The organism is Agrobacterium sp. 5Ca50, from assembly GCF_055381905.1.
The window spans coordinates 1,043,050-1,064,602 of the sequence record NZ_AP026438.1 but is presented as its reverse complement, the minus strand read 5'-3'; the positions used below and the strand labels follow the sequence as shown (position 1 = coordinate 1,064,602).

The window sequence follows — 21,553 nt, the reverse complement described above, 5'->3', positions numbered from 1 at the left end:
TTTTCAGGCTGTTATCAAATATCCATGGTGCCGTGGGCCACTCGGACGGCACTGCCGCCAATGCGTGCGCGGGAAATATCACCGTCTTTCACATCGATATGCAGATGGATGAAGGACGGACGACCCATCTCGACGCCCTGCTCTATCATCACCGGATAATGCCCGTCGGACAGGCCGTCAAAATGATGGATGGCGCCGGATAGAGCAGCCGCGGCCGAACCGGTTGCCGGGTCTTCGGCAATGCCCATTTCAGGCGAGAACATGCGCGCATGAAATTTGGCGGTGTGGTTCACACCACCACGACAGTAAACGTAGCAGGCAGCCAGCCTCCCCTCCACCAGCGGCGCCGAGCGTTCCCACAACTGCGGATCAAAATCCATTTCCCTGATGGTGGAGATATTGTGTAGCGGCACCAGGAGGAATGGCACACCAGCCGTCCAGATCGACGGCACGTGATTTTCAAAGCCGATATTGCCTTCGCTGACACCGAGTGCATCGGCCAGCTTCGCGCGGTCAAGCGGCAGATCGATACGGGAAGACTTTCGCGGCAAATCGAATTCGGCAAACCCCGGCGCATCGTTGCGAAGCCGGATGGCGCAGCGGACCGGTCCTACCTTCTCCTCGAGAACGCAGACCATATCGACGTCACCGCTATTGGGGTTACGCTCCCCCAGTGCCACGGCAGCCCCAACGGTCGGGTGGCCTGCAAAGGGCAGTTCACCACCGGGGGTGAAAATGCGTAAGGATGCGGCATAGGCAGGGTTATCTGATTTGCGGATGAACACGGTTTCCGACAGGTTCATCTCGCGGGCGATAGCCTGCATCGTCTTGTCGTCAAGCGCATCAGCATCATACATGACTGCGAGAGGATTTCCCTCAAGACGTTTGTCGGTAAAAACATCATAGATACTGTATTCGATCGCCACACCAGTCTCCTGCCGTTTTTTATTCCTTATGCTTTTGCCGCAACCTGCCCGACCCCGGCTTTCTCTGCAAGCCCGCAAATGATGGGCATTGCAACTGATAAAGTCCGAGCGCCATTAATCGTGCGCATGGTGAACAGTTTTCATAACGCCCGCATATTTTCAGACACCGTCATAAGGAACTGCCATTTTCCGCCTATAGGGTGCATCAAATCAGGCAGGGAGCCCATCATTGTGACGTTTGTTCGAAAATATCAGGCCATGCATCATAAAACGCGCCGGCTGCAGACCTGAAAGAGCTTGTCGCACCCTCCTGACTTCCTGTACCAAGGTACTGTTCCAAAAGGTAGATTGCATGTCCGGTTCACAACAGTCGCTATCATTTGTCCACGCCAACACACCGGATGCCCGCGCCGCATGCGAAGCATTGATTGCCCGGTATGGAAACGCCCCCTTTGACGAGGCAAACGTCATCATTGCGCTGGGTGGCGATGGCTTTCTATTGCAGATCCTCAATGAAACCATGAATTCCGGCAAACGTGTCTATGGCATGAACCGCGGCTCAGTCGGTTTCCTGATGAATGATTTCCGCGTCGACAACCTGCATGAGCGTGTGGCGATTGCCACCGGCAATGATTTCCACCCATTAAAAATGATCGCGACGGATGTGCATGGAGCGGAATTTACCGCGCTAGCCATGAATGAGGTCAGTCTTTTCCGACAGTCGCACCAGGCTGCAAAGCTGAAGGTCACCGTCGATGACAAGATACGGCTGGAGGAATTGATCTGTGACGGCGTTATGGTTGCAACGCCCGCAGGGTCCACTGCCTATAACTTCTCCGCCCACGGGCCGATCCTGCCACTGGAATCACCCCTTCTCGCATTGACCCCGGTCAGCGCGTTTCGTCCGCGCCGCTGGCGTGGTGCATTGTTACCGAACAAGGTGACGGTGGATATTCATGTGTTGGAAGTTGAAAAACGCCCCGTCAATGCGGTTGCGGATCACACCGAGGTTAAATCCGTGGTAAGTGTGCGTATCGCACAATCCCAGGATAGAACTGCGGTGATTTTGTCCGATCCTGACCGCTCATGGTCGGACCGAATTCTCGCTGAACAATTCACGAACTGATGAAATGATGAAAATGCCAGGTCTTGTTACAAAAACCCTCCTGACAGCCGCACTGCTTGCGCTCTCGCTGCAAGCCGTTCACGCGCAGACGACACCAACCTCCCCCATCGAGGACCTGCCTGTCGCTGCCATTTTCGTCGCCAGCAGCGGCCTTTGGGAAGACGAGCCGGCCCCCGCTGCAGCAGCGACCACGACAGCGACTTCGGAAGCAGCGCCTCCTGCGGCCGCACCGCCACGCCGTGGTTATTACAAGGTCGTTGCGATGCGACAGAATGACGGCACGGCACGCATCTTTCTGCAGCAGATTGCCTACACGCCAAATGGCCCTGACCTCATCCAAACGGTGGAGCTGGAAGAGTTTTCGAAGTTCAAGGCCTATGTCACCGACATTCGTCCGGAAAGCTCGTCAGGCAACGGCAATGTGCCGGGCCTGTTTGTTACCGTTCACCTGAAGACCGATCCGATGTCGACAGAGACTGAAGCCTGGACCGTGCTGATCGATGAGCTGGGCGACATGAAGATCGAGAAAGCTTCGAACTGAACGCTGTGGGGCAGCCGCCTGCGACGGTTCTGAACCAATCACTTCCGACAAGATCAATCCCCGGCCATGACCGGGGATTTTTTATGCCCGAGCAAATGAATGCCCCACATACCTGGTCTTCTCCCGGGTCTTGATCTCAGGCAGCGCCTTGCCGCCAAAAGAAAACCCGCCGATCATGATCGGCGGGTTCTTTTAGTGCTGTCAAACTGAATCAAGTCGCTCACGATCTGATTCATCAACAGGCTCTAATGCTTTGTTTTCAATACACCTTACGGAGATATTGAAATCAGTCGATGTCGGAAACCTCAACATCGGCACCGCCGCTGATGCGGTGAGCCAGTGCGGCTTCCATAAACTCGTTCAGATCGCCGTCCAGCACGTTGCTCGGAGCGGTGCTTTCCACACCGGTACGCAGGTCCTTGACCAGCTGGTAGGGCTGCAAAACGTAGGAGCGGATCTGGTGACCCCAGCCGATATCGGTCTTGGAGGCTGCCTGTGCATTGGCCGCTTCTTCGCGCTTTTGAAGTTCGACTTCATAAAGGCGCGAACGCAACATGTCCCACGCCTTGGCGCGGTTCTTGTGCTGAGAGCGTTCCTGCTGGCAGGCCACAGCGATACCGGTTGGAATATGCGTGATACGGACGGCCGAGTCGGTGGTGTTAACGTGCTGACCACCGGCACCCGACGAACGGTAGGTATCGATGCGGCAATCGCTTTCATTGATATCGATCTGGATCGAGTCATCAACAACAGGGTAAACCCAGATCGACGAGAACGAGGTGTGACGGCGCGCGTTGCTGTCATAGGGCGAAATACGCACCAGACGGTGAACGCCCGATTCCGTCTTCATCCAGCCGAATGCATTGTGGCCCTTAACGAGAATGGTTGCAGACTTGATGCCCGCCTCTTCCCCGTCATGCACTTCCAGCACTTCAACCTTGAAGCCCTGGCGTTCAGCCCAGCGGGTGTACATGCGCAACAACATGCTGGCCCAGTCCTGGCTTTCAGTACCGCCAGCACCGGAGTGAACTTCAACATAGGTGTCGTTGGCGTCGGCTTCACCAGACAGCATCGCTTCGACCTGCCGGCGGTTGGCTTCGCTGCGCAGCGCCTTCAATGCCTCTTCGGCATCCTTGACGATATCCTGATCGCCTTCTTCCTCGCCCATCTCGATCAATTCGATATTATCGTTGACCTGCTGCTCGAGGGCTTTGACGCCGCTGATGCTTTCGTCAAGCTGCTGGCGCTCACGCATCAGCTTCTGTGCTTCTGTGGCATCGTTCCAGAGGTTTGGATCCTCTGCCTTGTTATTCAACCAGTCCAGTCGTCTTATCGCCTGGTCCCAGTCAAAGATGCCTCCTCAGCAGGCTTATGGCCTGCTTGATTTCGTCGACAACATTCACAATCTCGTTGCGCATTTCGCTGCTATTTCACCTTCGTTGAAAGTCTCTGGACGTCTTCATCCACTCAGTAAAACTGGCCCCGGTGCATAAATGCCGAAGGCGCGGATGTAAAGACCCGCGCCTTCGCTGCATTGTTTTCTGGAGCTTAGTAAAGCCCGCCACCACCGTTGGTAATGGCCTGCTGTGCCTGTGGTGAGGCACGCATGATATCTTCCGGCGACATGTAGTTTTCCATGCCGATAACCGAGAAGCTGTCAGCCGGGCCGGTGCCTGGCTTGAAGGCTTCCATGATCGTGTCTGGATCACCTTCATTGGCATACATGCCGGTCTTGCGGTTGACGGCGATGAACTGCATGCCCTCAGGCACGATGAACTTGCCGGGCGGTGTGTGCTTGGCAGCAGCTGCGAGGAACTCGCCAAAGATTGGCGCTGCAAGCGAACCACCGGTGCCACCACGACCAAGCGGTGCTGGCGTATCGAAGCCAATGTAAAGGCCAGCCACGAGGTCCGGTGTGTAACCCACGAACCAGGCATCCTTTTCATCGTTGGTGGTGCCTGTCTTGCCAGCAACCGGACGATCCTTGACCGGAATCTTGCCAGCGGCCGTACCACGGGTGACGACGCCTTCCAGCATGGATGTTGTCTGGTAGGCTGTCATCGGGTCGAGAACCTGTTCGCGGTTATCGATGATGGTCGGCTCGTCCTGACCTGACCAGGTCTGCGCGTTGCAGCCTTCACAGGTGCGTTCTTCGTGACGGAAAATCGTCTTGCCGTAACGGTCCTGAATACGGTCGATCACGGTTGGCTTGATCTGCTTGCCGCCATTGGCCAGAACCGCGTAGGCAGAGACCATACGGGTCACGGTCGTTTCACCCGAACCAAGCGACATGGCGAGAACCGGCAGCATCTTGTCATAGATACCGAAACGTTCCGCATATTCCGCAACAAGGTTCATGCCCATGTCGTCTGCAAGGCGGATGGTCATCAGGTTACGAGACTTCTCAATACCGAGACGCAGTGTCGACGGACCAGCGGAACCACCGCCGTAGTTCTGCGGACGCCAGACCTGACCGCCAGAGACGATCTCAATCGGCGCATCCATCACAACGGAAGCTGGCGTATACCCATTGTCGAGCGCTGCAGCGTAAACGAACGGTTTGAACGACGAACCCGGCTGGCGCATGGCCTGCGTGGAACGGTTGAACTCCGACTGACCGTAGGAGAAACCGCCAACCATGGCGAGAACGCGGCCGGTATGCGGGTCCATGGCAACGAGGCCACCCTGCACTTTCGGTGGCTGACGAAGACGGAACGTATTGCCGTTTTCTGTCAATGCCTGGACATAGACAACGTCACCAGCCTTCAGAACGCCACTTGGCGACTTGGCGGTGTTACGCTTGCCGGTCGCATCGCGGTAAGCCCATTTCATGTTTTCCGCTGGAATGCTTGCACGGACGCGGTCCTGAACAACCTTGCCACCGGCATCGGTTTCCGGCTGCATGCCGATATCAACGGACTGGTCGCCAGCATCCAGCACCACGGCCAGTTTCCACTCCGGCACGTCGCGCAGCGGACGGATCTTGGCAAGGGCAGCGCCCCAATCACCGGATACGTCAATCTCATCGACAGGGCCACGGAAACCACGGCGCTCGTCATAATCAAGAAGACCGTCCTGCAGCGCCTTGCGCGCTTCAACCTGCAAGACCGGGTCAAGCGAGGTACGAACCGAAAGGCCACCTTCCAGCAGGGCCTTCTCGCCGTATTTATCAACGATCTGGCGACGGACTTCTTCGGCGAAGTAGTCAGACGCAAACAGGTGGGCACCGCCGCGACGCAGATTTACGCCAAGCGGCTGAGTTTTTGCTTCCGACGCATCGGCGGTGTTGATGTAGCCATTTTCGGCCATACGGTCGATCACCCAGTTACGGCGCTCAAGAGCAGCCTTCTCGTAACGGAACGGGTGGTAGTTGGCCGGACCCTTCGGCAGCGATGCCAGATAGGCAGTTTCGGCAATGGTCAGTTCGGTGACCGACTTGTTGAAATAGGTCAGTGCGGCACCGGCAATACCGTAAGCATTCATTCCGAAGAAGATTTCATTGAGATAAAGCTCAAGAATCTTGTCTTTCGAATAGGTCTGCTCGATGCGGAAGGACAGAATCGCTTCCTTGATCTTGCGGTCGATGGTCTGGTCGTTGGTCAGCAGGAAGTTCTTGGCGACCTGCTGAGTAATGGTCGATGCACCAACCGGACGGCGGCCGGAACCGAGGTTCTGGATGTTGACCAGAATAGCGCGGCCAAGACCGTAGATATCAACGCCGGGGTGATTATAGAAATTCTTGTCTTCTGCGGAAAGGAACGCAGCTTTCACGCGGTCTGGAATGGCCTGGATGGGCAGGAACAGGCGCTTTTCATGCGCATATTCTGCCATCAGGGCACCGTTACCGGCGTGAACGCGGGTCGTGACCGGCGGCTCGTAGGAGCTGAGAACGGCATAGTCCGGCAATTGCTCGCGAAGGGTGTAGAGATAAAGCGCAGCCCCTGCAGCAGCGCACAGGAAAAGCGCGCTTGCAATACCGAAGAAATATCCAATCAGTCTTATCATATAAAGCTACCGATAATCCGAACGTGGCATTCGCGCTCACCATCAAGCGCATTTTCGCATAGTCGGTGCGGTTTTGCACACCACTCCGGCAATGACAAGCCGGGACATCAGCATTTGCCAATATAGCCGGTCATAAGCCACACCAAACAAAGTCTTTTATGCAAAAGCGACGAGTCACCCACACATATGCCGAGTAACGACGGGAATGTGAGTAAAATAGGGCCCTACCCCAGTAAAGCGGGCATTAGGGCCATTGCCAAGACCTTTTCCGGCCAAGGGTTACCTTATCGCAACAGGTCAAATAGCTGAGAACTTCCTGTTCCGCAGCAAACCCTGTGGTTGTATATGGCGCCGCAAAAGCCACGACCCCACGAAAAAGTTACTGGAAAGAGGACGCCTCAACCGCCGTTGGCGACGAACTGATTGTGATATTTTCCGACCGCCTTTGCCATGACATCGGCCAGCTTTTTGCGCCACTCGACATCGAGCAACAGCTTTTCATCTTCCGGATTGGACAGGAAGCCCATTTCCAGGAGAATGGAGGGAATATCAGGTGCCTGCAAAACGCGGAAACCGGCATAGCGGTGCGGGTTGTTGATCAGGCCGATCTGCCCTTCAAACGATGCCAGGATATTACCGGCTAAGGTCACCGAGAACGCCTGTGTTTCACGCCGTGTCAGGTCGAGCAGGATATCGGCCACTTCCGGCTGGCTTGCCGGCATGGCAACACCGGCCAGTTCGTCGGACAGGTTTTCGCGCTCAGCCAGTTCAGCCGCCATGCGGTCGGATGCGCGGTCTGAAATGGTGTAGACGGTTGCGCCACGAATGCCCTTTTGTTTGAGCGTATCGGCATGCAGAGAAATCAAAAGATTAGCGCCTTTCTGGCGGGCGATCTGCACACGCTCGGAAAGGGCCAGAAACTCGTCGGATTCGCGCGTCAGCACGGCCTGAATGCCGGGCTCCTTGTTCAGCCGCTCTGTCAGTTCCTTGGCAAAGGCAAGGGTAATGTCTTTTTCATGCGTACCGGTCTTGCCGCCCTGCGCACCATTATCAATGCCGCCATGGCCGGCATCAACTGCGATGATGAACTGGGCCTGCCGGTCACTCTTGCCGCTGACAACGCCATCGACCGAGGCGGTGGTGACTGGAGATGGCGGTTGCCAGCTCTGGTCCTTGACCAGATTGGCGAAGGTCGCCTTGTCGGTGATTTCAGCATCCAGCACCAGACGAACGCCATTACCTTCAGAATTTGGCTGCACCTCGGATATGGCCAGGCGCACCGGTTTCTTGGCGGTCAGAACGATCCGGGCGCGGCCCTCGTCCATCGTGCCGAAACGCACGTCACGGAAAAGGCCGGCAGCCTCGAGATCCTTGGCAGGGAATGCAAAATCGGTGGATGGAAGATCAACGACGATACGCTCCGGCGAATCGAGATAATGCACCTCGAATTCCGGCTCTTCGGCAAAATCGATGACAACGCGGGTGCGGGCTTCATTTCCGGCGATGCGGGCCGCGCTCGCCACCATCCTTGAACTCTCGCCGATTGCAAAAGCAGCGTTTGGAACGGAGAAGAAAGTGACTGCCGTCAGAGTGGCTGCAATGGTGATTCGCAGCGTAATACGCGTCGAGCACCGGATTGCCGCCCGCATTTGTGCAATAATCATGACAGCCCAAATCTTTTTTTCATATTCGTCATTTTAGCAAAAGTGCTTTCAAAAGCCCCCAATGCCTCTCGAAACCGCGCCGCCCTGCCCTGTTTCGGTCCGTGTCAGACCACATTCACAGCCATTGGTGAAGCATTTGTTAACGCCTGAATTACTCCAGCAATATGGCATATTTAGCGTGCCTATTGCTATTGAGCCGGATAAACCATACAACACAAATTGAGGGTTTAGATGTTAACGGGATAGATACCCGTAGGGCTGCCAATCGTAAAGACGCTGGCGCTGCAAAACGGGAATCATCTGCCGTCGCTACATTTTTCCTGAAACTGGAACAATTCCGGCATGAGCCGGGCATATACCCGGTGGCATGCCACCGTCCGCCCTTCTGGAAGGGCAAACTCATCGGCCTCAAGGGGCCAGTTATTATCGTATTACCGGCTTGGGCAAATGGTGTCGTTGCAACAGCTTTCTTACATACAAGGCCAAAGCGGCAAGCATTTTGCATTGCCCTTCGCCTCGCTGTTGTCAGTTGACGCGCGCCAAGCGGTAAACATCATTTCCGACGCACCCTCTCATAGATACGGGAGAACCGCCTTTTCGGCGGTACGATCCTCGTCTGTCACGGGGTCGCGTCGAGGAGCAGAGATTACATGGCAGACAAAATGCTTATCGACGCCTCCCACGAAGAGGAGACGCGGGTTGTAGTCGTCAGAGGCAACCGGATTGAGGAGTTTGACTTCGAATCCGAGCACAAGAAGCAGATCCGGGGCAATATCTACCTTGCAAAGGTAACCCGGGTAGAACCATCGCTTCAGGCAGCCTTCGTCGATTACGGTGGGAACCGTCATGGCTTTCTGGCATTCGCAGAAATCCATCCCGACTACTATCAGATCCCGCTTGCGGATCGTCAGGCACTTCTGAGAGCAGAAGCAGAAGAACATCGCGGTAGCGATGATTTCGAGCCAGCGGATGCACCGCACGACCATACAGCGACAGTTGATCTTTCCACAGCTGACCAGCCGGACATCGGCATTGTACCGCTGAGCACTGATGCGAAAGTCTCCGCCACATCAGAGCCGCAATCCGCCGCGCCGCAGGAAACTGCCGAAGGTGAAGCTGCGCCTGCAGATGTAGAAGCAGAAGCCGCCAACATTGAGGCACCTGCCGAGGAAGAAAAGCCAAAGAAGCGCGTACGCCGCCCCCGCAAGAAGAAGGCCGATGCTGAAGAAGAAGCATCCGCCGAAGCTTCCGGCAGCGATGACGAGACCCCCGGCGGCGAAATGGCTGCGATGGTTGACGCCGACACGATTTCGGAAGAGGTCGAAGGTCTTCGCCGCAATGGCTCTGACGACGATGATGACGATGACGACGACCATGAGAAGGAAGTTATCGAATCCGTCGGCGCAGAAGATGCCATGGAAGAGGTTCCTGATCGCGTAGCGCGCAAGCCACGCAAGCAGTACCGCATTCAGGAAGTCATCAAGCGCCGCCAGATTATTCTGGTTCAGGTTGCCAAGGAAGAACGCGGTAACAAGGGCGCAGCCCTGACCACCTACCTTTCATTGGCCGGCCGTTACTCCGTGCTGATGCCGAATACGGCTCGTGGCGGCGGTATTTCCCGCAAGATCACCCAGCCGCAGGACCGCAAGCGCCTGAAGGAAATCGCACGCGATCTGGAAGTGCCGAACGGCATGGGCGTTATCCTGCGTACAGCAGGTGCCAACCGTACACGTGTCGAGATCAAGCGCGACTTCGAATACCTGATGCGCCTGTGGGAAAATGTCCGCACACTGACATTGAACTCCACAGCCCCTTGCCTCGTTTACGAGGAAGGCTCGTTGATCAAGCGTTCGATTCGCGACCTCTACAATCGCGACATCAGCGAAATCATCGTGTCCGGCGAAGAAGGCTACCGTGAAGCAAAAGACTTCATGAAGATGCTGATGCCGAGCCATGCCAAGGTGGTTCAGCCGTACCGTGATATTCACCCGATCTTCTCGCGCTCCGGCATCGAAGCGCAGCTTGACCGTATGCTGCAGCCGCAGGTCACGCTGAAATCTGGTGGTTACCTGATCATCAACCAGACAGAAGCTCTGGTTTCCATCGACGTCAACTCGGGCCGTTCGACCCGCGAGCATTCCATTGAGGAAACCGCGCTGGCAACGAACCTTGAGGCAGCGGAAGAAGTTGCACGTCAGCTTCGCCTGCGCGACCTTGCCGGTCTTGTCGTCATCGACTTCATCGACATGGAAGAAAAGCGCAACAACCGCTCCGTCGAGAAGAAGTTGAAGGATTGCCTGAAAAACGATCGCGCCCGCATTCAGGTTGGCCGCATCTCGCATTTCGGCCTTCTGGAAATGTCCCGCCAGCGCATTCGCGCTTCGGTTCTGGAATCCACAACACAGGTCTGCACGCATTGCGGCGGCACCGGCCACGTGCGCTCCGAGTCTTCCATCGCCCTGCACGTGCTGCGTGGCGTCGAGGAATATCTGCTGCGCAACACAACGCACAACATCACTGTGCGTTCAACGCCGGACACTGCCCTTTACCTGCTCAACCACAAGCGTGGCACGATTGTCGATTATGAAAACCGCTTCGGCGTTTCGATCATCATCGCCGCCGATGCCAGCGTTGGCTCGCAGCACTTTGCCATCGATCGTGGCGAACCTGTCGAGAACCCGGTTAGAATTGAAAGCCTGCTCCAGCTTCTGCCTGTGATCGAAGAAGAAGATGATCCAGTCTTCGAAATCGAAGAGGACGAAGACGAGGAAGAAATCATCAAGGCACCAGTTGCCCAGCCAGCACGCGCTGAGGGTGATGAAGATGGCAATCGCGGCAAGCGCAAGCGTCGTCGTCGTCGTCGTCGCAAGGGCGGCCAGAACGGTCAGGACGCGCAGGCACAGGATAATGGTGCCGAGGGCGATGATGAAGGCGACGAGAGCGATGACGATGCTGACAACGGCGTAGAAACCGTTGGTGGTGACACCAACGAGACTGCCGATGAAGTTTCGGCTGACAACAGTTCGTCTGACGAAGAAAACAAGCGCAAGCGTCGCCGTCGTGGCAAGCGCGGCGGTCGTCGCAATCGCTCCGATGAAGAGAACGATATCGAAGCCTCGGGTGAAACTGATGGTGACGACAACAGCACTGCCGATGAAGGCGTTGCGGTTGAAACCGCTGTTGCCAGCGAAAGCGACGTCGTCGTTGTGGAAACCGCGGCGGCCAGCGTCGTTGAAGGCGGTAGCGGCGAAGTGGTGTCCGAAGAGCCAAAAGCCAAGAAGCCACGCCGCACTCGCAAGGCCAAGGCACAGGAAGAAGCTCCAGCTGAAGAGGCTGTTGCTGCTCCCAAAGCTGAAAAACCTGCCAAGGCCAAGGTTGAAACCGTAGAGCCGGTGGTTGTTGAAGAGACGGTTGTCGACGCCGCGATTGAAGAAGTTGGTGAAGCTTCTGCCGATCTGAGTGATGACGCAAAACCCGTCCGCGCCAACCGTGGTGAGAATGTTTCGTCTTCCGAGCCTGTGGTAACGTCCACAGCCTCGAACGAAGGTGATGGCGATGATCCAAAGCCGCGTAAGGGCGGCTGGTGGCAGCGCCGCGGTTTCTTCTGATAGAAGCCTTATAAAATGCAAAAAAAGCCGCCCGTAGAGTCACTTACGGGCGGCTTTTTCATTTTTTGATTCACTGCTTAGCGTGAGGTTTCAGCTGTTGCTGCCTCACATGGCAGGCAAGATAGCGATATCCCTCACCTCGTTGTCGATACCAGTGACTGCACCAACCTGCGTGGCAGCACCGGTCTCAAGATTGACAGTGTAGAGGGTTTTATTGGCGACAAGATAGGCGGTGTTCTTGCCGTCTTCCGCACCTTGAATGTCGAAAGCGTAAGTGGCTGGTGTCGTTTCGATACCCAACTTGCCGATTGCCTTGAGCGTACCGTCATTTGGTTTGGTCTGCTGGATCAGCGCACCAATGGTGGCATCGATATTGTACATCGCAGTCTTTTCAGGCTTGCCCCAGGAATTGGTGTAAGCGGCCGCGACGATGTTGGGGGTTTCACCCTTGTGCATATCACCGTCTTCATAGGCCAATGTGCCATCAACCGTCACAGCACCGGTATCAGGGTGAACACGGTGATTGGTGGTGCCGGTCATGAAACGCAGACGGTCTGCCATCGGATTGAAATCAACGACCACAGGCGCGTCCGTCATTGCCAGCGGCTTGTCCATTTTGGCCACTTCGGTTGCGGCACCGCTGGTCAGATCAATGGTGACGATGGTTCCCTCAGGCGTTACGCCGACCACGGTCTTGTTGCCAGGACGAAAATCAATGCCCACCAACTTGTCGACACCGGTCACATCCATGGTTTTGGAAACTTCCGGTTTGTCTGTGTCGAACATCACCAACGTCTTGTCGCCGGTCAGGCCAAGAACAGGTGCGGCATGTGCGGATGCGGCAGCTAGAACGGCGGTGGAAGCAATCAGTACGGAACGGATCATGTGCATGGCATTTCTCCCTTTGGATATCTGTTTCAGAGAACCCCGCTTCAACACCTGTGAAGCGCCTCTCAATGGGTAGACACACGGGAGATGCCGTTTGGATGCAGGCAAATAAAAAAATTATGCTGCATCCATTTGCGCCTTTGAGGGGTAACCCCACAGAGAATGATGAAGCCTTGCGTTCAAAAAACAGGACAAGCTGATGTCTGGAACAGGCGCCCTATCTGTGAGATACCCGTTTGAGAGAAATGTTCGGGAGGAGAACTGTTTGCAGGTGATGCAGGATCAAAGCGAAGATTTGAGCGCTGCGCTTGCAGCCTGTGCAAAAGGTGACCGCAAAGCCCTGCGGCATATTTATGATAGTGAAGCCGGACGGCTGGTGGCTGTCGCCCAGCGCATTTTGAGGCGGCGTGATCTTGCTGAGGAAGCCGTGCAAGAAGGGTTCATCCGCATATGGACCAAGGCGCATCAGTTTGAACCGGGCCGCGGTTCGGCACGTGGTTGGATCTATGCTGTTATTCGCAATCACGCGCTCAATATGTTGCGGGATGGCAAACGCGAAGATCTTGTTACCAGCGACAAACTTGAGGAATTGCAGGACCGTGAACAGATCGATCAGATCATGGCCTCCTGGCAACGTCTGGAAAGTGGCAGCCGCCTGCATGAATGTCTTGGCGCACTGGAAGAAACGCGACGACGAACGATCCTCATGGCCTATGTCGGTGGTTATACACACGGCGAAATTGCCGGACGCCTGCGGTTGCCGCTTGGCACCGCAAAGTCGTGGATAAAACGAGGACTTTCCGCATTGAGGGAGTGCATGCGATGACCGGCACCAACCCTGAACACGACATCATACACCTTGCCGATGAATATGTTCTTGGCCTGATGGAGCCAATGGAGGCTGCGGCCTTCGAGGTCCGCCTTGAGCGCGACGCCGAACTGCGTGCCGCCGTTGAAGCAAGCCGTGACCGTTTTCTGCCGCTTGATGCCACGGCCGACCCTTTGGACGTCCCGGAGGAACTCTGGCAGAGGATTGATGCCGGTATTTCGGCTGCGCGCCCTACCCCTGAGATCGCCACAGCGCCATCCCCTGCCGCCAGCAATGACAATATCAAGTCTGGCTGGCGCTGGACTGCGATGGCTTCGCTTGCGGCCACAGTGCTGCTTGCCGTGACACTCGGCTGGAGCCTGCTCACCAGACCCGATCCTGTCGTGATCGCTGTTCTGCTTGATGCCAAGGGTGAAGCACAGGCAATCGTCGAAGACTTCGGCAACGAGCAAGCGACGGTGAAGCTGCTTGCAGATTTCACTGTCCCAGAAGGCAAGACGTTGCAGGTGTGGACCCTGCCCTCTCAGGACATGGGCCCAGTGTCGCTTGGACTGTTGGAAAACAGCCGCTCTGCAGCTCTGAAAGGACCGGCCCTGCCCAAACCGCAGGGCGAACAGCTCTATGAAATCACGCTGGAAACGGCGGGAGGATCACCGACTGGCAGACCCACAGGGCCAATTCTCGTTAAAGGTTTCGCCAAAGCGCCGCGATAAAGCGTGACGAATACAAAAGACGCCCGCAACGACGCTGCGGGTGTTTTCTTTTGTCTGACAGATTGGCGAGAGGAAAAATGGCTGGTGCGCCAGTCCTCTGTTTCAGCGACTATGCTTCATGACGCTGGCGGCTGTCCGGCGGGGCGTCTTCGCGCTCATCTAAGCCATAATCACGGATAACGCTGGCAACACGCAGACGGTAATTGGCAAAGACGCCATTGCGGCCTGCGGATTGCGCCGCGCGGTGGGCATCGAGATTGCGCCAGGCTTTGACCGCTTCCTCATCTCGAAAAAACGAAAGCGACAGCATCTTGTCGGGATTGGTGATGCTCTGGAACCGCTCGACCGAGATAAACCCGTCAATAGTCTGGAGGTCTTCGCGCAATCTGGAGGCTATGTCGAGATAGTGCTGCCGTTCACCTTCGGCCGGCCACACCTCGAATATCACAGATATCATCGCTCACTCTCCCCATGTGGTGCGGACGCCAGTTGCAGGAATAGCCGGTCTTCGCGGCGGATGAATTGTTCGCGCCTGGCAAATTCGTAGTTGTCACGCCCGAGCGGATCGGCGGCCAGACGTGCACGATAGGCTTCATAGGCGGCGAGGTTCTCAATATTATAGACGCCGTAGGCAATGGTGCTAGAGCCCTCTTTCGGCGCGTAATACCCGATCAGTTCCGCACCACAGCGTGGAATGGCTTGTCCCCAATTGCGGGCATAGTGTTCGAATGCATCAACCTTATAGGGGTTAATCTCATATCGAATAAAGCAGGTCAGCATGGCGATTTCCTTTCGTATGACATGCCTCCGGTCTACGCCATTGCTGTACGTCAATGCTTCGGCTATGATCGAACTATGAAAGACGGACCCATTATCGCAACTATCGCCTCTCTGATCGGCGACCCGGCCCGCGCCAACATCCTGACGGCGCTGATGGATGGCCGCGCGCTGACCGTCAGCGAATTGGCAAACGCTGCCGGCGTCACGGTACAGACGGCCAGCGGGCACCTCTCCAAGCTGAGCGACGCCAATCTGCTGAAAGCCGAAAAACAGGGACGGCATCGTTATTTCCGTCTGTCGGGCGAAGATGTGGCGCAGGTGCTGGAAGCGCTGATGGGGCTTGCCCAGCGCACCGGCGCCGTTCGGGTGCGCACCGGCCCCAAGGACGCGGCGCTGCGTGAAGCAAGGGTCTGTTACGACCATCTGGCCGGGGAAAGCGGCGTGCAATTGCTGCACGGCATTACCCAGCGCGGTTTGGTGATTTCGCAAGATGAAACCATTGCGCTGACCGATCAGGGCCAGCAGTTTTTCTCCGACTTCGGTATTGATCTGGAAAGTCTGCAAAAGGCGCGTCGTCCGGTCTGCCTGCACTGCCTGGACTGGAGTGAAAGACGCCACCACCTCGGTGGTTCGCTCGGTGCATCGCTGCTCAACGCCATGTTGGACAAACAATGGATCAAGCGTGCGGAAGGTCGGGTTCTGACCTTCACCAGCAAAGGCCGCACGGCTTTTGATAACACGTTTGTCTGTGAAACTGCCGACAACAATGCCGGTTGATAAACTGATTCAAGTGCCTGCGGGTTTGATTCCGCAAATCGCCGCAAGGCACTGAAATCAGATTCTTTTATCCCTTAGATCAAAGCGCTGAAATCAGCGCTTTTCTTTCAGCCAGCCGGCCATGCGGCCAACCGCCTCGGCGATGTCAGAGACGGCACCGGCATAGGAAATACGCAGGGCACGGTGCCCCTCTGTGGGGTCAAAATCCATGCCCGGTGTAGCTGCAACATCGATTTCCGTGAGCATGCGCTTGGCGAAATCCATGCTGTCATTGGTAAAGCGGCTAACATCGACATAGGCGTAAAAGGCACCATCCATCGGCGACGCCAGCGGCAGGCCGATCTGTGGCAGACGCTCCATCAGGAAGTCACGATTGGTGTGGTAGCTTTCCTTGTAGACATCCAGTTCTTCAGCTGCACCAAAAGCGGCGGCAGCAGCAATCTGAGACAGTTCCGGAGCAGAAATATAAAGGCTCTGCGCAAGACATTCGACCGGGCGCACCAGACTTTCCGGCAGCACCATCCAGCCGACACGCCAGCCGGTCATGCAATAATATTTCGAGAATGAATTGATGACGACAGCCTGATCAGTGATTTCCAGCGCGGAGGTTTCCTCGCCGACAAATGTCAGTCCGTGGTAGATCTCGTCGGAAATGAAAGCGATGGAGCGGCTTTCGCAATAGGTTGCCAGCCGCTTCAGTGCCTCACGTCCGGTGACGGTACCGGTCGGGTTGGCTGGACTTGCCAGTAGAACGCCCTTCAGCTTGCAGCCGGCAATGGTTTCCGCCCGCTCAAGGCTTGCTGGCGTCAGCGTAAAACCCGTTTCAGCCGTCACTGGCACTTCCACAACCTTCAGGCCGAGTGCTTTGAGAATATTACGATAGGCCGGGTAGCCGGGTCTGGCGATAGCAACCGCATCGCCTGCATCGAACAGGCTCAGAAATGCCAGATTGAAGGCGGCGGAAGAGCCTGTCGTTACCGCAATGCGCGCCGGGTCAACATCAATGCGATGCTGCACGCGGTAGTGACCGGCAATGGCTTCACGCAGCTCAAGCAGGCCAAGCGCATCGGTGTAACCAATCCTCCCGTGTTTCAGCGCTTCGCTGGCCGCCGCGAGAGCGGCTTTGGGCGCGGGATGGGCTGGCTGGCCAAGTGACATGGAAATGACGGGGCGACCGTCTTTCTTGCGACGATTGGCTTCCGCCAAAATGTCCATGGCATGGAAGGGTTCAACGGCACTGCGGCTGGAAACAGGAATCAAAACGAAGCCTCTCTTATTTTCTCCAGCATCAGCCCCCAAAATGGTTAGGGTTTGGTGAAGCAAGATGTGTGGTGGTAAAACTGTTGCGCACAGGGATGTGTTGTTTTGAGGACGTGTGCCGCTTTCAAGTCGGAGACTTGCCGCATTCTTTTGCCAATAACAATCCAGCCGCCGCGACAATGGGCGCTATTTTTTCGGTTGTGGCGTTTATGGCTTGCCGTAAAATGAATTAATCTGCAAACACCGCAACATATGTTTGCTACCGTCTTTCAATGACAACGAGGCCGAAATGAAATTTTCACTAGCATCCGCAACGCTTGCCAGCGTCATGGCCTTTACGGCAGTTGGCATCAGCGCCCCTGCTCACGCACTGGATGACCAGCAGAAAAAGGAAATCGGCGCGTATATCAAGGAATACCTGATCGCCAATCCGGAGATCATGCTGGAAGTGCAGGATGCGCTTGAGCGCAAACAGTCTGAGGCACGCAACGCCAAGGCATCAGAGGCGGTTAGCAGCAACCAGAAAGCGCTTTTCGAATCGAAATTCGATATCAGCCTCGGCAACCCGAAGGGTGACGTGACGCTGGTCGAGTTCTTCGATTACAACTGCGGTTATTGCAAGCGCGCCATGAGTGACATGGACAACATCCTGAAATCCGACAAGAACATTCGCGTCGTGCTCAAGGAATTTCCGATCCTTGGTCCTGAGTCGCTGGCTGCCCACAAGGTTTCAAATGCCGTGAAGCTGATAGCGCCGGAGAAGTACCCGGAATTCCAGCGCACGCTGCTTGGCAGCACCGGTCGCGCCAATGAAGACAGCGCCATGGAAGTCGCAACCTCGCTCGGTATCGATGAGGCCGCCATTCGCAAGTCGATGGAAGAAAGCCCCAATACCCCACAGGTGCAGGAAGCCTATTCGCTTGCCAACAACCTCGGCATTACCGGCACTCCATCCTACATCATCGGCACCGAGGCCGTATTCGGCGCCGTTGGCGCTGATCCACTGAAAGAGAAGATTGCCAATATGCGCACCTGCGGCAAGGCAACCTGCTCGTAACAGAGCAGCCTGCGCCTCGCGTCTTCAAGGTCTTCAATTCCCGTGCCGGTCACGGGAATTGCCTAACCCCGATCATCAGGTTGGGAACAAGGCTTCCGCCTTTTCAAGACATCGACGAGCGGTTTTTCTGTGCCAAAACGGGAATCACGCTCGTGCCGTGCGGTAGCGCCGGTCTTGCCGTTTCAGGCAAACTATCCACATCAAAATGCCGTTGATGACCAGAAGATTAAGGACAACCCGTGCTTTAAGGCGAACAGGGCTTTTCCTTGATCGCCTTAAAGTCTATAGGTGGCGCTGAATTTTTGACGGAACCGTACATGAGCAAGCTAGTCCTCGTCCTCAACGGCCCCAATCTGAACATGCTTGGGAAGCGGGAGCCGGGTATTTACGGCGGAAAAACCTTGAAAGATATTGAGCAGGATTGCCGCGAGGCAGGCCAGTCGCTCGGCTTTGAGGTGGATTGCCGCCAGTCCAATCATGAAGGTGTGCTGGTCGATTGGCTTCACGAAGCCGACGACCGCGCGATCGGCGTCGTCATCAATCCGGGTGCTTACGGGCATACGTCAATTGCGTTGCATGACGCCATTCGCGCTATTTCCGTGCCGGTACTGGAAGTGCACATTTCCAATATCCACGCCCGCGAGGAATTCCGCCACAAATCGATGATAGCGCCCGCCGCCAAAGGCATGGTTTGCGGCTTCGGCCCATACGGCTACATCATGGCGCTCAACGCACTGAAGAATATCACGCAATAAGAATAAACAAGAGAATAGGGTCTCGTTATGGCTGAAAAGAAAAACGGTATCGACAAGGAACTGATCCGCGATCTCGCGAACATTCTCAACGACACCGACCTGTCGGAAATCGAAATCGAGCAGGACGACCTGCGCATTCGCGTTTCGCGCTCCGCACCGGCAGCAACCGTTTACGCAGCGGCTCCTCCTGCTTATGCAGCACCGGCACCAGCTGCCCCAGCAGCACCGGCGCCGCTCGCAGCGCCAGCGGCATCTGCTGCCCCTGCCCGCAACCCGGCAAACACCGTTACTTCGCCTATGGTCGGCACGGTTTACCTGTCGCCAGCTCCAGGCGCCCGCGCATTCATCGAAGTTGGTGCCACCGTCAAGGAAGGCCAGACGCTTCTCATCGTTGAAGCCATGAAGACCATGAACCAGATCCCGGCTCCAAAGTCCGGCAAGGTCACGGAAATCATCGTCAACGACGCTCAGCCTGTGGAGTATGGTGAAGCCCTCGTGGTCATCGAATAAGGCGGATAAGCATGGTATCCAAGATCCTCATAGCAAACCGTGGCGAAATCGCGCTTCGTGTACTGCGCGCCGCCAAGGAACTCGGCATTCCAACCGTTGCCGTGCATTCCACGGCGGATGCGGATGCGATGCATGTGCGCCTTGCTGATGAAAGCGTTTGCATCGGCCCTCCTCCGTCGCGCGACAGCTACCTCAACATTCACCAGATTGTTGCGGCCTGCGAAATCACCGGCGCGGATGCCGTTCACCCCGGTTACGGCTTCCTGTCGGAAAATGCCAAGTTCGCAGACATTCTCGATGCGCATGGCATTACCTTCATCGGACCGACCGCTGACCATATCCGCATCATGGGTGACAAGATCACCGCCAAGCAGACAGCCCAGGAACTGGGTATTCCCGTCGTTCCCGGCTCTGATGGTGAAGTGAAGCCGGAAAACGCGATGGAAATCGCCAAGTCGATCGGCTTCCCGGTGCTTATCAAGGCAACGGCAGGCGGTGGCGGCCGTGGCATGAAGGTTGCCAAGACCGAGGCCGATCTGGACGAAGCCGTTTCCACGGCCCGCTCCGAGGCTCTGGCAGCATTCGGCAACGATGCTGTCTACATGGAAAAATACCTTGGCAAACCACGCCACATCGAAGTTCAGGTCTTCGGTGACGGTGAAGGCAATGCCGTGCATCTGGGTGAACGCGATTGCTCCTTGCAGCGCCGCCACCAGAAGGTCCTGGAAGAAGCAAACTCTCCTGCTCTGACCGTCGAGCAGCGGATGAGCATTGGCGAGATTTGCGCCGATGCCATGCGCAAGCTGAAATATCGCGGTGCAGGCACCATCGAGTTCCTTTACGAAAACGGCGAGTTCTATTTCATTGAAATGAACACTCGTCTGCAGGTGGAGCATCCGGTCACGGAAGCCATCACAGGCATGGACCTCGTGCAGGAGCAGATCCGCGTTGCTTCCGGTCAGGGCCTCTCGGTTACGCAGGCTGATATCAAGTTCAATGGCCATGCCATCGAATGCCGTATCAATGCTGAAGACCCACGCACCTTCGTACCATCCCCTGGCACGCTGACCTATTTCCACACCCCGGGCGGTCTTGGCGTTCGCGTCGATTCCGGTGCCTATCAGGGCTACAAGATCCCGCCTTATTACGACAGCATGATCGGCAAGCTGATTGTGCATGGTCGTAACCGTGAGGAATGCATTGCACGTCTGCGCCGCGCGCTCGACGAGTTCGTTGTGGATGGCATCAAGACCACCCTGCCCCTGTTCCAGGACCTCCTGCAGAACGAGGACATCTTGAAGGGTGACTACGACATTCACTGGCTGGAAAAATATCTGGCCGGTGACGCACACTAAAAATGGCTGGGCGACGCAGCAGAAACGCGGAAATAACACCCGAGATACTGCTGCGCGCCTATTCCGTTGGCCTGTTTCCCATGGCCGATTCGGCTGATGACCCGGAGATTTTCTGGGTCGAGCCAGAAGTCAGAGGCATCATTCCTCTCGACGCTTTCCATGTTTCCAAAAGTCTTGCCAAAGCCATCAGGCGCAAACCGTTCGATATCCGCTTCGACACGGCGTTTGATTCCGTGGTTGGCGGTTGCGCGGCGGAAGCCTCCGACCGGCCCAGCACCTGGATCAATGCCACCATTCGCGCGCTTTACAGCGAGTTGAACATGATGGGCCACGCCCACAGTGTTGAGGCCTGGGAAGGTGATGAACTGGTCGGCGGACTTTACGGGGTTTCTTTGGGCTCGGCATTCTTCGGTGAAAGCATGTTTTCCCGCCGCACCAACGCGTCGAAGATCTGTCTCGTCTACCTGGTCGAGCGGTTGCGGGAAAAGGGCTTTACCCTGCTCGATACGCAGTTCACGACCGAACATCTGATGACCTTCGGTGCCATCGACGTTCCCAAGGCAGACTATGCCAAGATGCTGGAAAAGGCCGTCGACCGGCCGACGATTCGTTTTTAAGGGCCAGCATCTGAGCCCCTCACCTGCGGTGTGAGCTATTCACCTGCTATCACGACACCACCGAGATTTCAGCACAAAAAGCGCGTGCCAATAAAAGGAGGCGCTTGGTCGTCATGTGTCGGCTTTGAAAAGTCTGGGGTTT

Annotated in this window: 19 protein-coding genes; 11 read left to right on the top strand and 8 right to left on the bottom strand. The window is 56.1% G+C overall.

The genetic code is table 11. The features are described 5' to 3' along the window. Positions 1-14: 14 nt before the first annotated feature. On the bottom strand, positions 15-926 hold the full coding sequence (locus ACZ5FM_RS05120; protein ID WP_464039878.1) for a PhzF family phenazine biosynthesis protein: 912 nt from the start codon (positions 924-926) through the stop codon (positions 15-17). 352 nt (positions 927-1,278) lie between these two features. Between ACZ5FM_RS05120 and ACZ5FM_RS05115 the strand changes: the two genes are divergently transcribed. Beyond that, a complete protein-coding gene (locus tag ACZ5FM_RS05115) occupies positions 1,279-2,052 on the top strand; it encodes an NAD kinase (protein ID WP_250982751.1) in 774 nt (257 codons plus the stop codon). Between the two features lie 4 nt (positions 2,053-2,056). After that, a complete protein-coding gene (locus ACZ5FM_RS05110) occupies positions 2,057-2,593 on the top strand; it encodes a hypothetical protein (RefSeq protein WP_464039877.1) in 537 nt (178 codons plus the stop codon). Between the two features lie 286 nt (positions 2,594-2,879). Here ACZ5FM_RS05110 and prfB read toward each other — a convergent pair. From prfB to ACZ5FM_RS05095, 3 genes are all read right to left on the bottom strand, one after another. Continuing rightward, positions 2,880-4,011 (bottom strand): peptide chain release factor 2 gene (gene prfB / locus ACZ5FM_RS05105; RefSeq protein WP_250982753.1). Its coding sequence is split into 2 segments (ribosomal slippage): positions 2,880-3,941 and positions 3,943-4,011, totalling 1,131 coding nucleotides; the frame shifts between segments, so codons are not numbered across the junction. 130 nt (positions 4,012-4,141) lie between these two features. After that, positions 4,142-6,598: a penicillin-binding protein 1A gene (locus ACZ5FM_RS05100; RefSeq protein ID WP_192487619.1), complete on the bottom strand. Its 2,457-nt coding sequence runs from the start codon at positions 6,596-6,598 to the stop codon at positions 4,142-4,144. Between the two features lie 398 nt (positions 6,599-6,996). Beyond that, complete coding sequence (locus tag ACZ5FM_RS05095) at positions 6,997-8,247, bottom strand: N-acetylmuramoyl-L-alanine amidase (protein ID WP_464040421.1); 1,251 nt, start codon at positions 8,245-8,247, stop codon at positions 6,997-6,999. A gap of 665 nt (positions 8,248-8,912) precedes the next feature. Between ACZ5FM_RS05095 and ACZ5FM_RS05090 the strand changes: the two genes are divergently transcribed. Beyond that, positions 8,913-11,870 carry an Rne/Rng family ribonuclease gene (locus ACZ5FM_RS05090; protein ID WP_464039876.1) on the top strand — a complete coding sequence of 986 codons (2,958 nt, stop codon included), beginning with the start codon at positions 8,913-8,915 and terminating at the stop codon, positions 11,868-11,870. Positions 11,871-11,975: 105 nt separating this feature from the next. On the opposite strand, the gene ACZ5FM_RS05085 is transcribed toward ACZ5FM_RS05090, so the two are convergent. Beyond that, positions 11,976-12,761: a DUF4394 domain-containing protein gene (locus ACZ5FM_RS05085; RefSeq protein ID WP_275640940.1), complete on the bottom strand. Its 786-nt coding sequence runs from the start codon at positions 12,759-12,761 to the stop codon at positions 11,976-11,978. Positions 12,762-13,032: 271 nt separating this feature from the next. Here ACZ5FM_RS05085 and ACZ5FM_RS05080 point away from each other — a divergent pair, with 271 nt between their 5' ends. Beyond that, on the top strand, positions 13,033-13,584 hold the full coding sequence (locus ACZ5FM_RS05080; RefSeq protein WP_312945927.1) for a sigma-70 family RNA polymerase sigma factor: 552 nt from the start codon (positions 13,033-13,035) through the stop codon (positions 13,582-13,584). Then, positions 13,581-14,300, top strand: coding sequence for an anti-sigma factor (locus ACZ5FM_RS05075; RefSeq protein WP_464039875.1), 720 nt, complete (start codon positions 13,581-13,583; stop codon positions 14,298-14,300). Before ACZ5FM_RS05080 ends, ACZ5FM_RS05075 begins: the two co-directional genes overlap by 4 nt. Positions 14,301-14,409: 109 nt before the next feature. On the opposite strand, the gene ACZ5FM_RS05070 is transcribed toward ACZ5FM_RS05075, so the two are convergent. Beyond that, positions 14,410-14,757 (bottom strand): antibiotic biosynthesis monooxygenase family protein, encoded by a 348-nt coding sequence (locus tag ACZ5FM_RS05070; protein ID WP_464039874.1) that lies wholly within the window; start codon positions 14,755-14,757, stop codon positions 14,410-14,412. Further along, positions 14,754-15,080 (bottom strand): NIPSNAP family protein, encoded by a 327-nt coding sequence (locus tag ACZ5FM_RS05065; protein ID WP_464039873.1) that lies wholly within the window; start codon positions 15,078-15,080, stop codon positions 14,754-14,756. Before ACZ5FM_RS05065 ends, ACZ5FM_RS05070 begins: the two co-directional genes overlap by 4 nt. A gap of 75 nt (positions 15,081-15,155) precedes the next feature. Here ACZ5FM_RS05065 and ACZ5FM_RS05060 point away from each other — a divergent pair, with 75 nt between their 5' ends. After that, positions 15,156-15,857 carry an ArsR/SmtB family transcription factor gene (locus ACZ5FM_RS05060; protein ID WP_464039872.1) on the top strand — a complete coding sequence of 234 codons (702 nt, stop codon included), beginning with the start codon at positions 15,156-15,158 and terminating at the stop codon, positions 15,855-15,857. Between the two features lie 93 nt (positions 15,858-15,950). Here the strand turns inward: ACZ5FM_RS05060 and ACZ5FM_RS05055 are convergent, their stop codons facing one another. After that, entirely contained in the window at positions 15,951-17,072 is a 1,122-nt protein-coding gene (locus ACZ5FM_RS05055; protein ID WP_464040420.1) for a pyridoxal phosphate-dependent aminotransferase, read from the bottom strand. 334 nt (positions 17,073-17,406) lie between these two features. On the opposite strand from ACZ5FM_RS05055, the gene ACZ5FM_RS05050 reads away from it, so the two are divergent. The 5 genes from ACZ5FM_RS05050 to aat all read left to right on the top strand — a co-directional run bounded on the left by ACZ5FM_RS05050 (position 17,407) and on the right by aat (position 21,411). Then, positions 17,407-18,174, top strand: a complete 768-nt coding sequence (locus ACZ5FM_RS05050) for a DsbA family protein (protein WP_464039871.1) — start codon at positions 17,407-17,409, stop codon at positions 18,172-18,174. 317 nt (positions 18,175-18,491) lie between these two features. Next, entirely contained in the window at positions 18,492-18,929 is a 438-nt protein-coding gene (gene aroQ, locus ACZ5FM_RS05045; protein ID WP_192487609.1) for a type II 3-dehydroquinate dehydratase, read from the top strand. 27 nt (positions 18,930-18,956) lie between these two features. Beyond that, complete coding sequence (gene accB, locus ACZ5FM_RS05040) at positions 18,957-19,439, top strand: acetyl-CoA carboxylase biotin carboxyl carrier protein (RefSeq protein ID WP_192487608.1); 483 nt, start codon at positions 18,957-18,959, stop codon at positions 19,437-19,439. 11 nt (positions 19,440-19,450) lie between these two features. Then, positions 19,451-20,794: an acetyl-CoA carboxylase biotin carboxylase subunit gene (accC, locus tag ACZ5FM_RS05035; RefSeq protein ID WP_192487607.1), complete on the top strand. Its 1,344-nt coding sequence runs from the start codon at positions 19,451-19,453 to the stop codon at positions 20,792-20,794. A 2-nt stretch (positions 20,795-20,796) separates the two neighbouring features. Continuing rightward, entirely contained in the window at positions 20,797-21,411 is a 615-nt protein-coding gene (gene aat / locus ACZ5FM_RS05030; protein WP_464039870.1) for a leucyl/phenylalanyl-tRNA--protein transferase, read from the top strand. Positions 21,412-21,553: the final 142 nt, after the last annotated feature.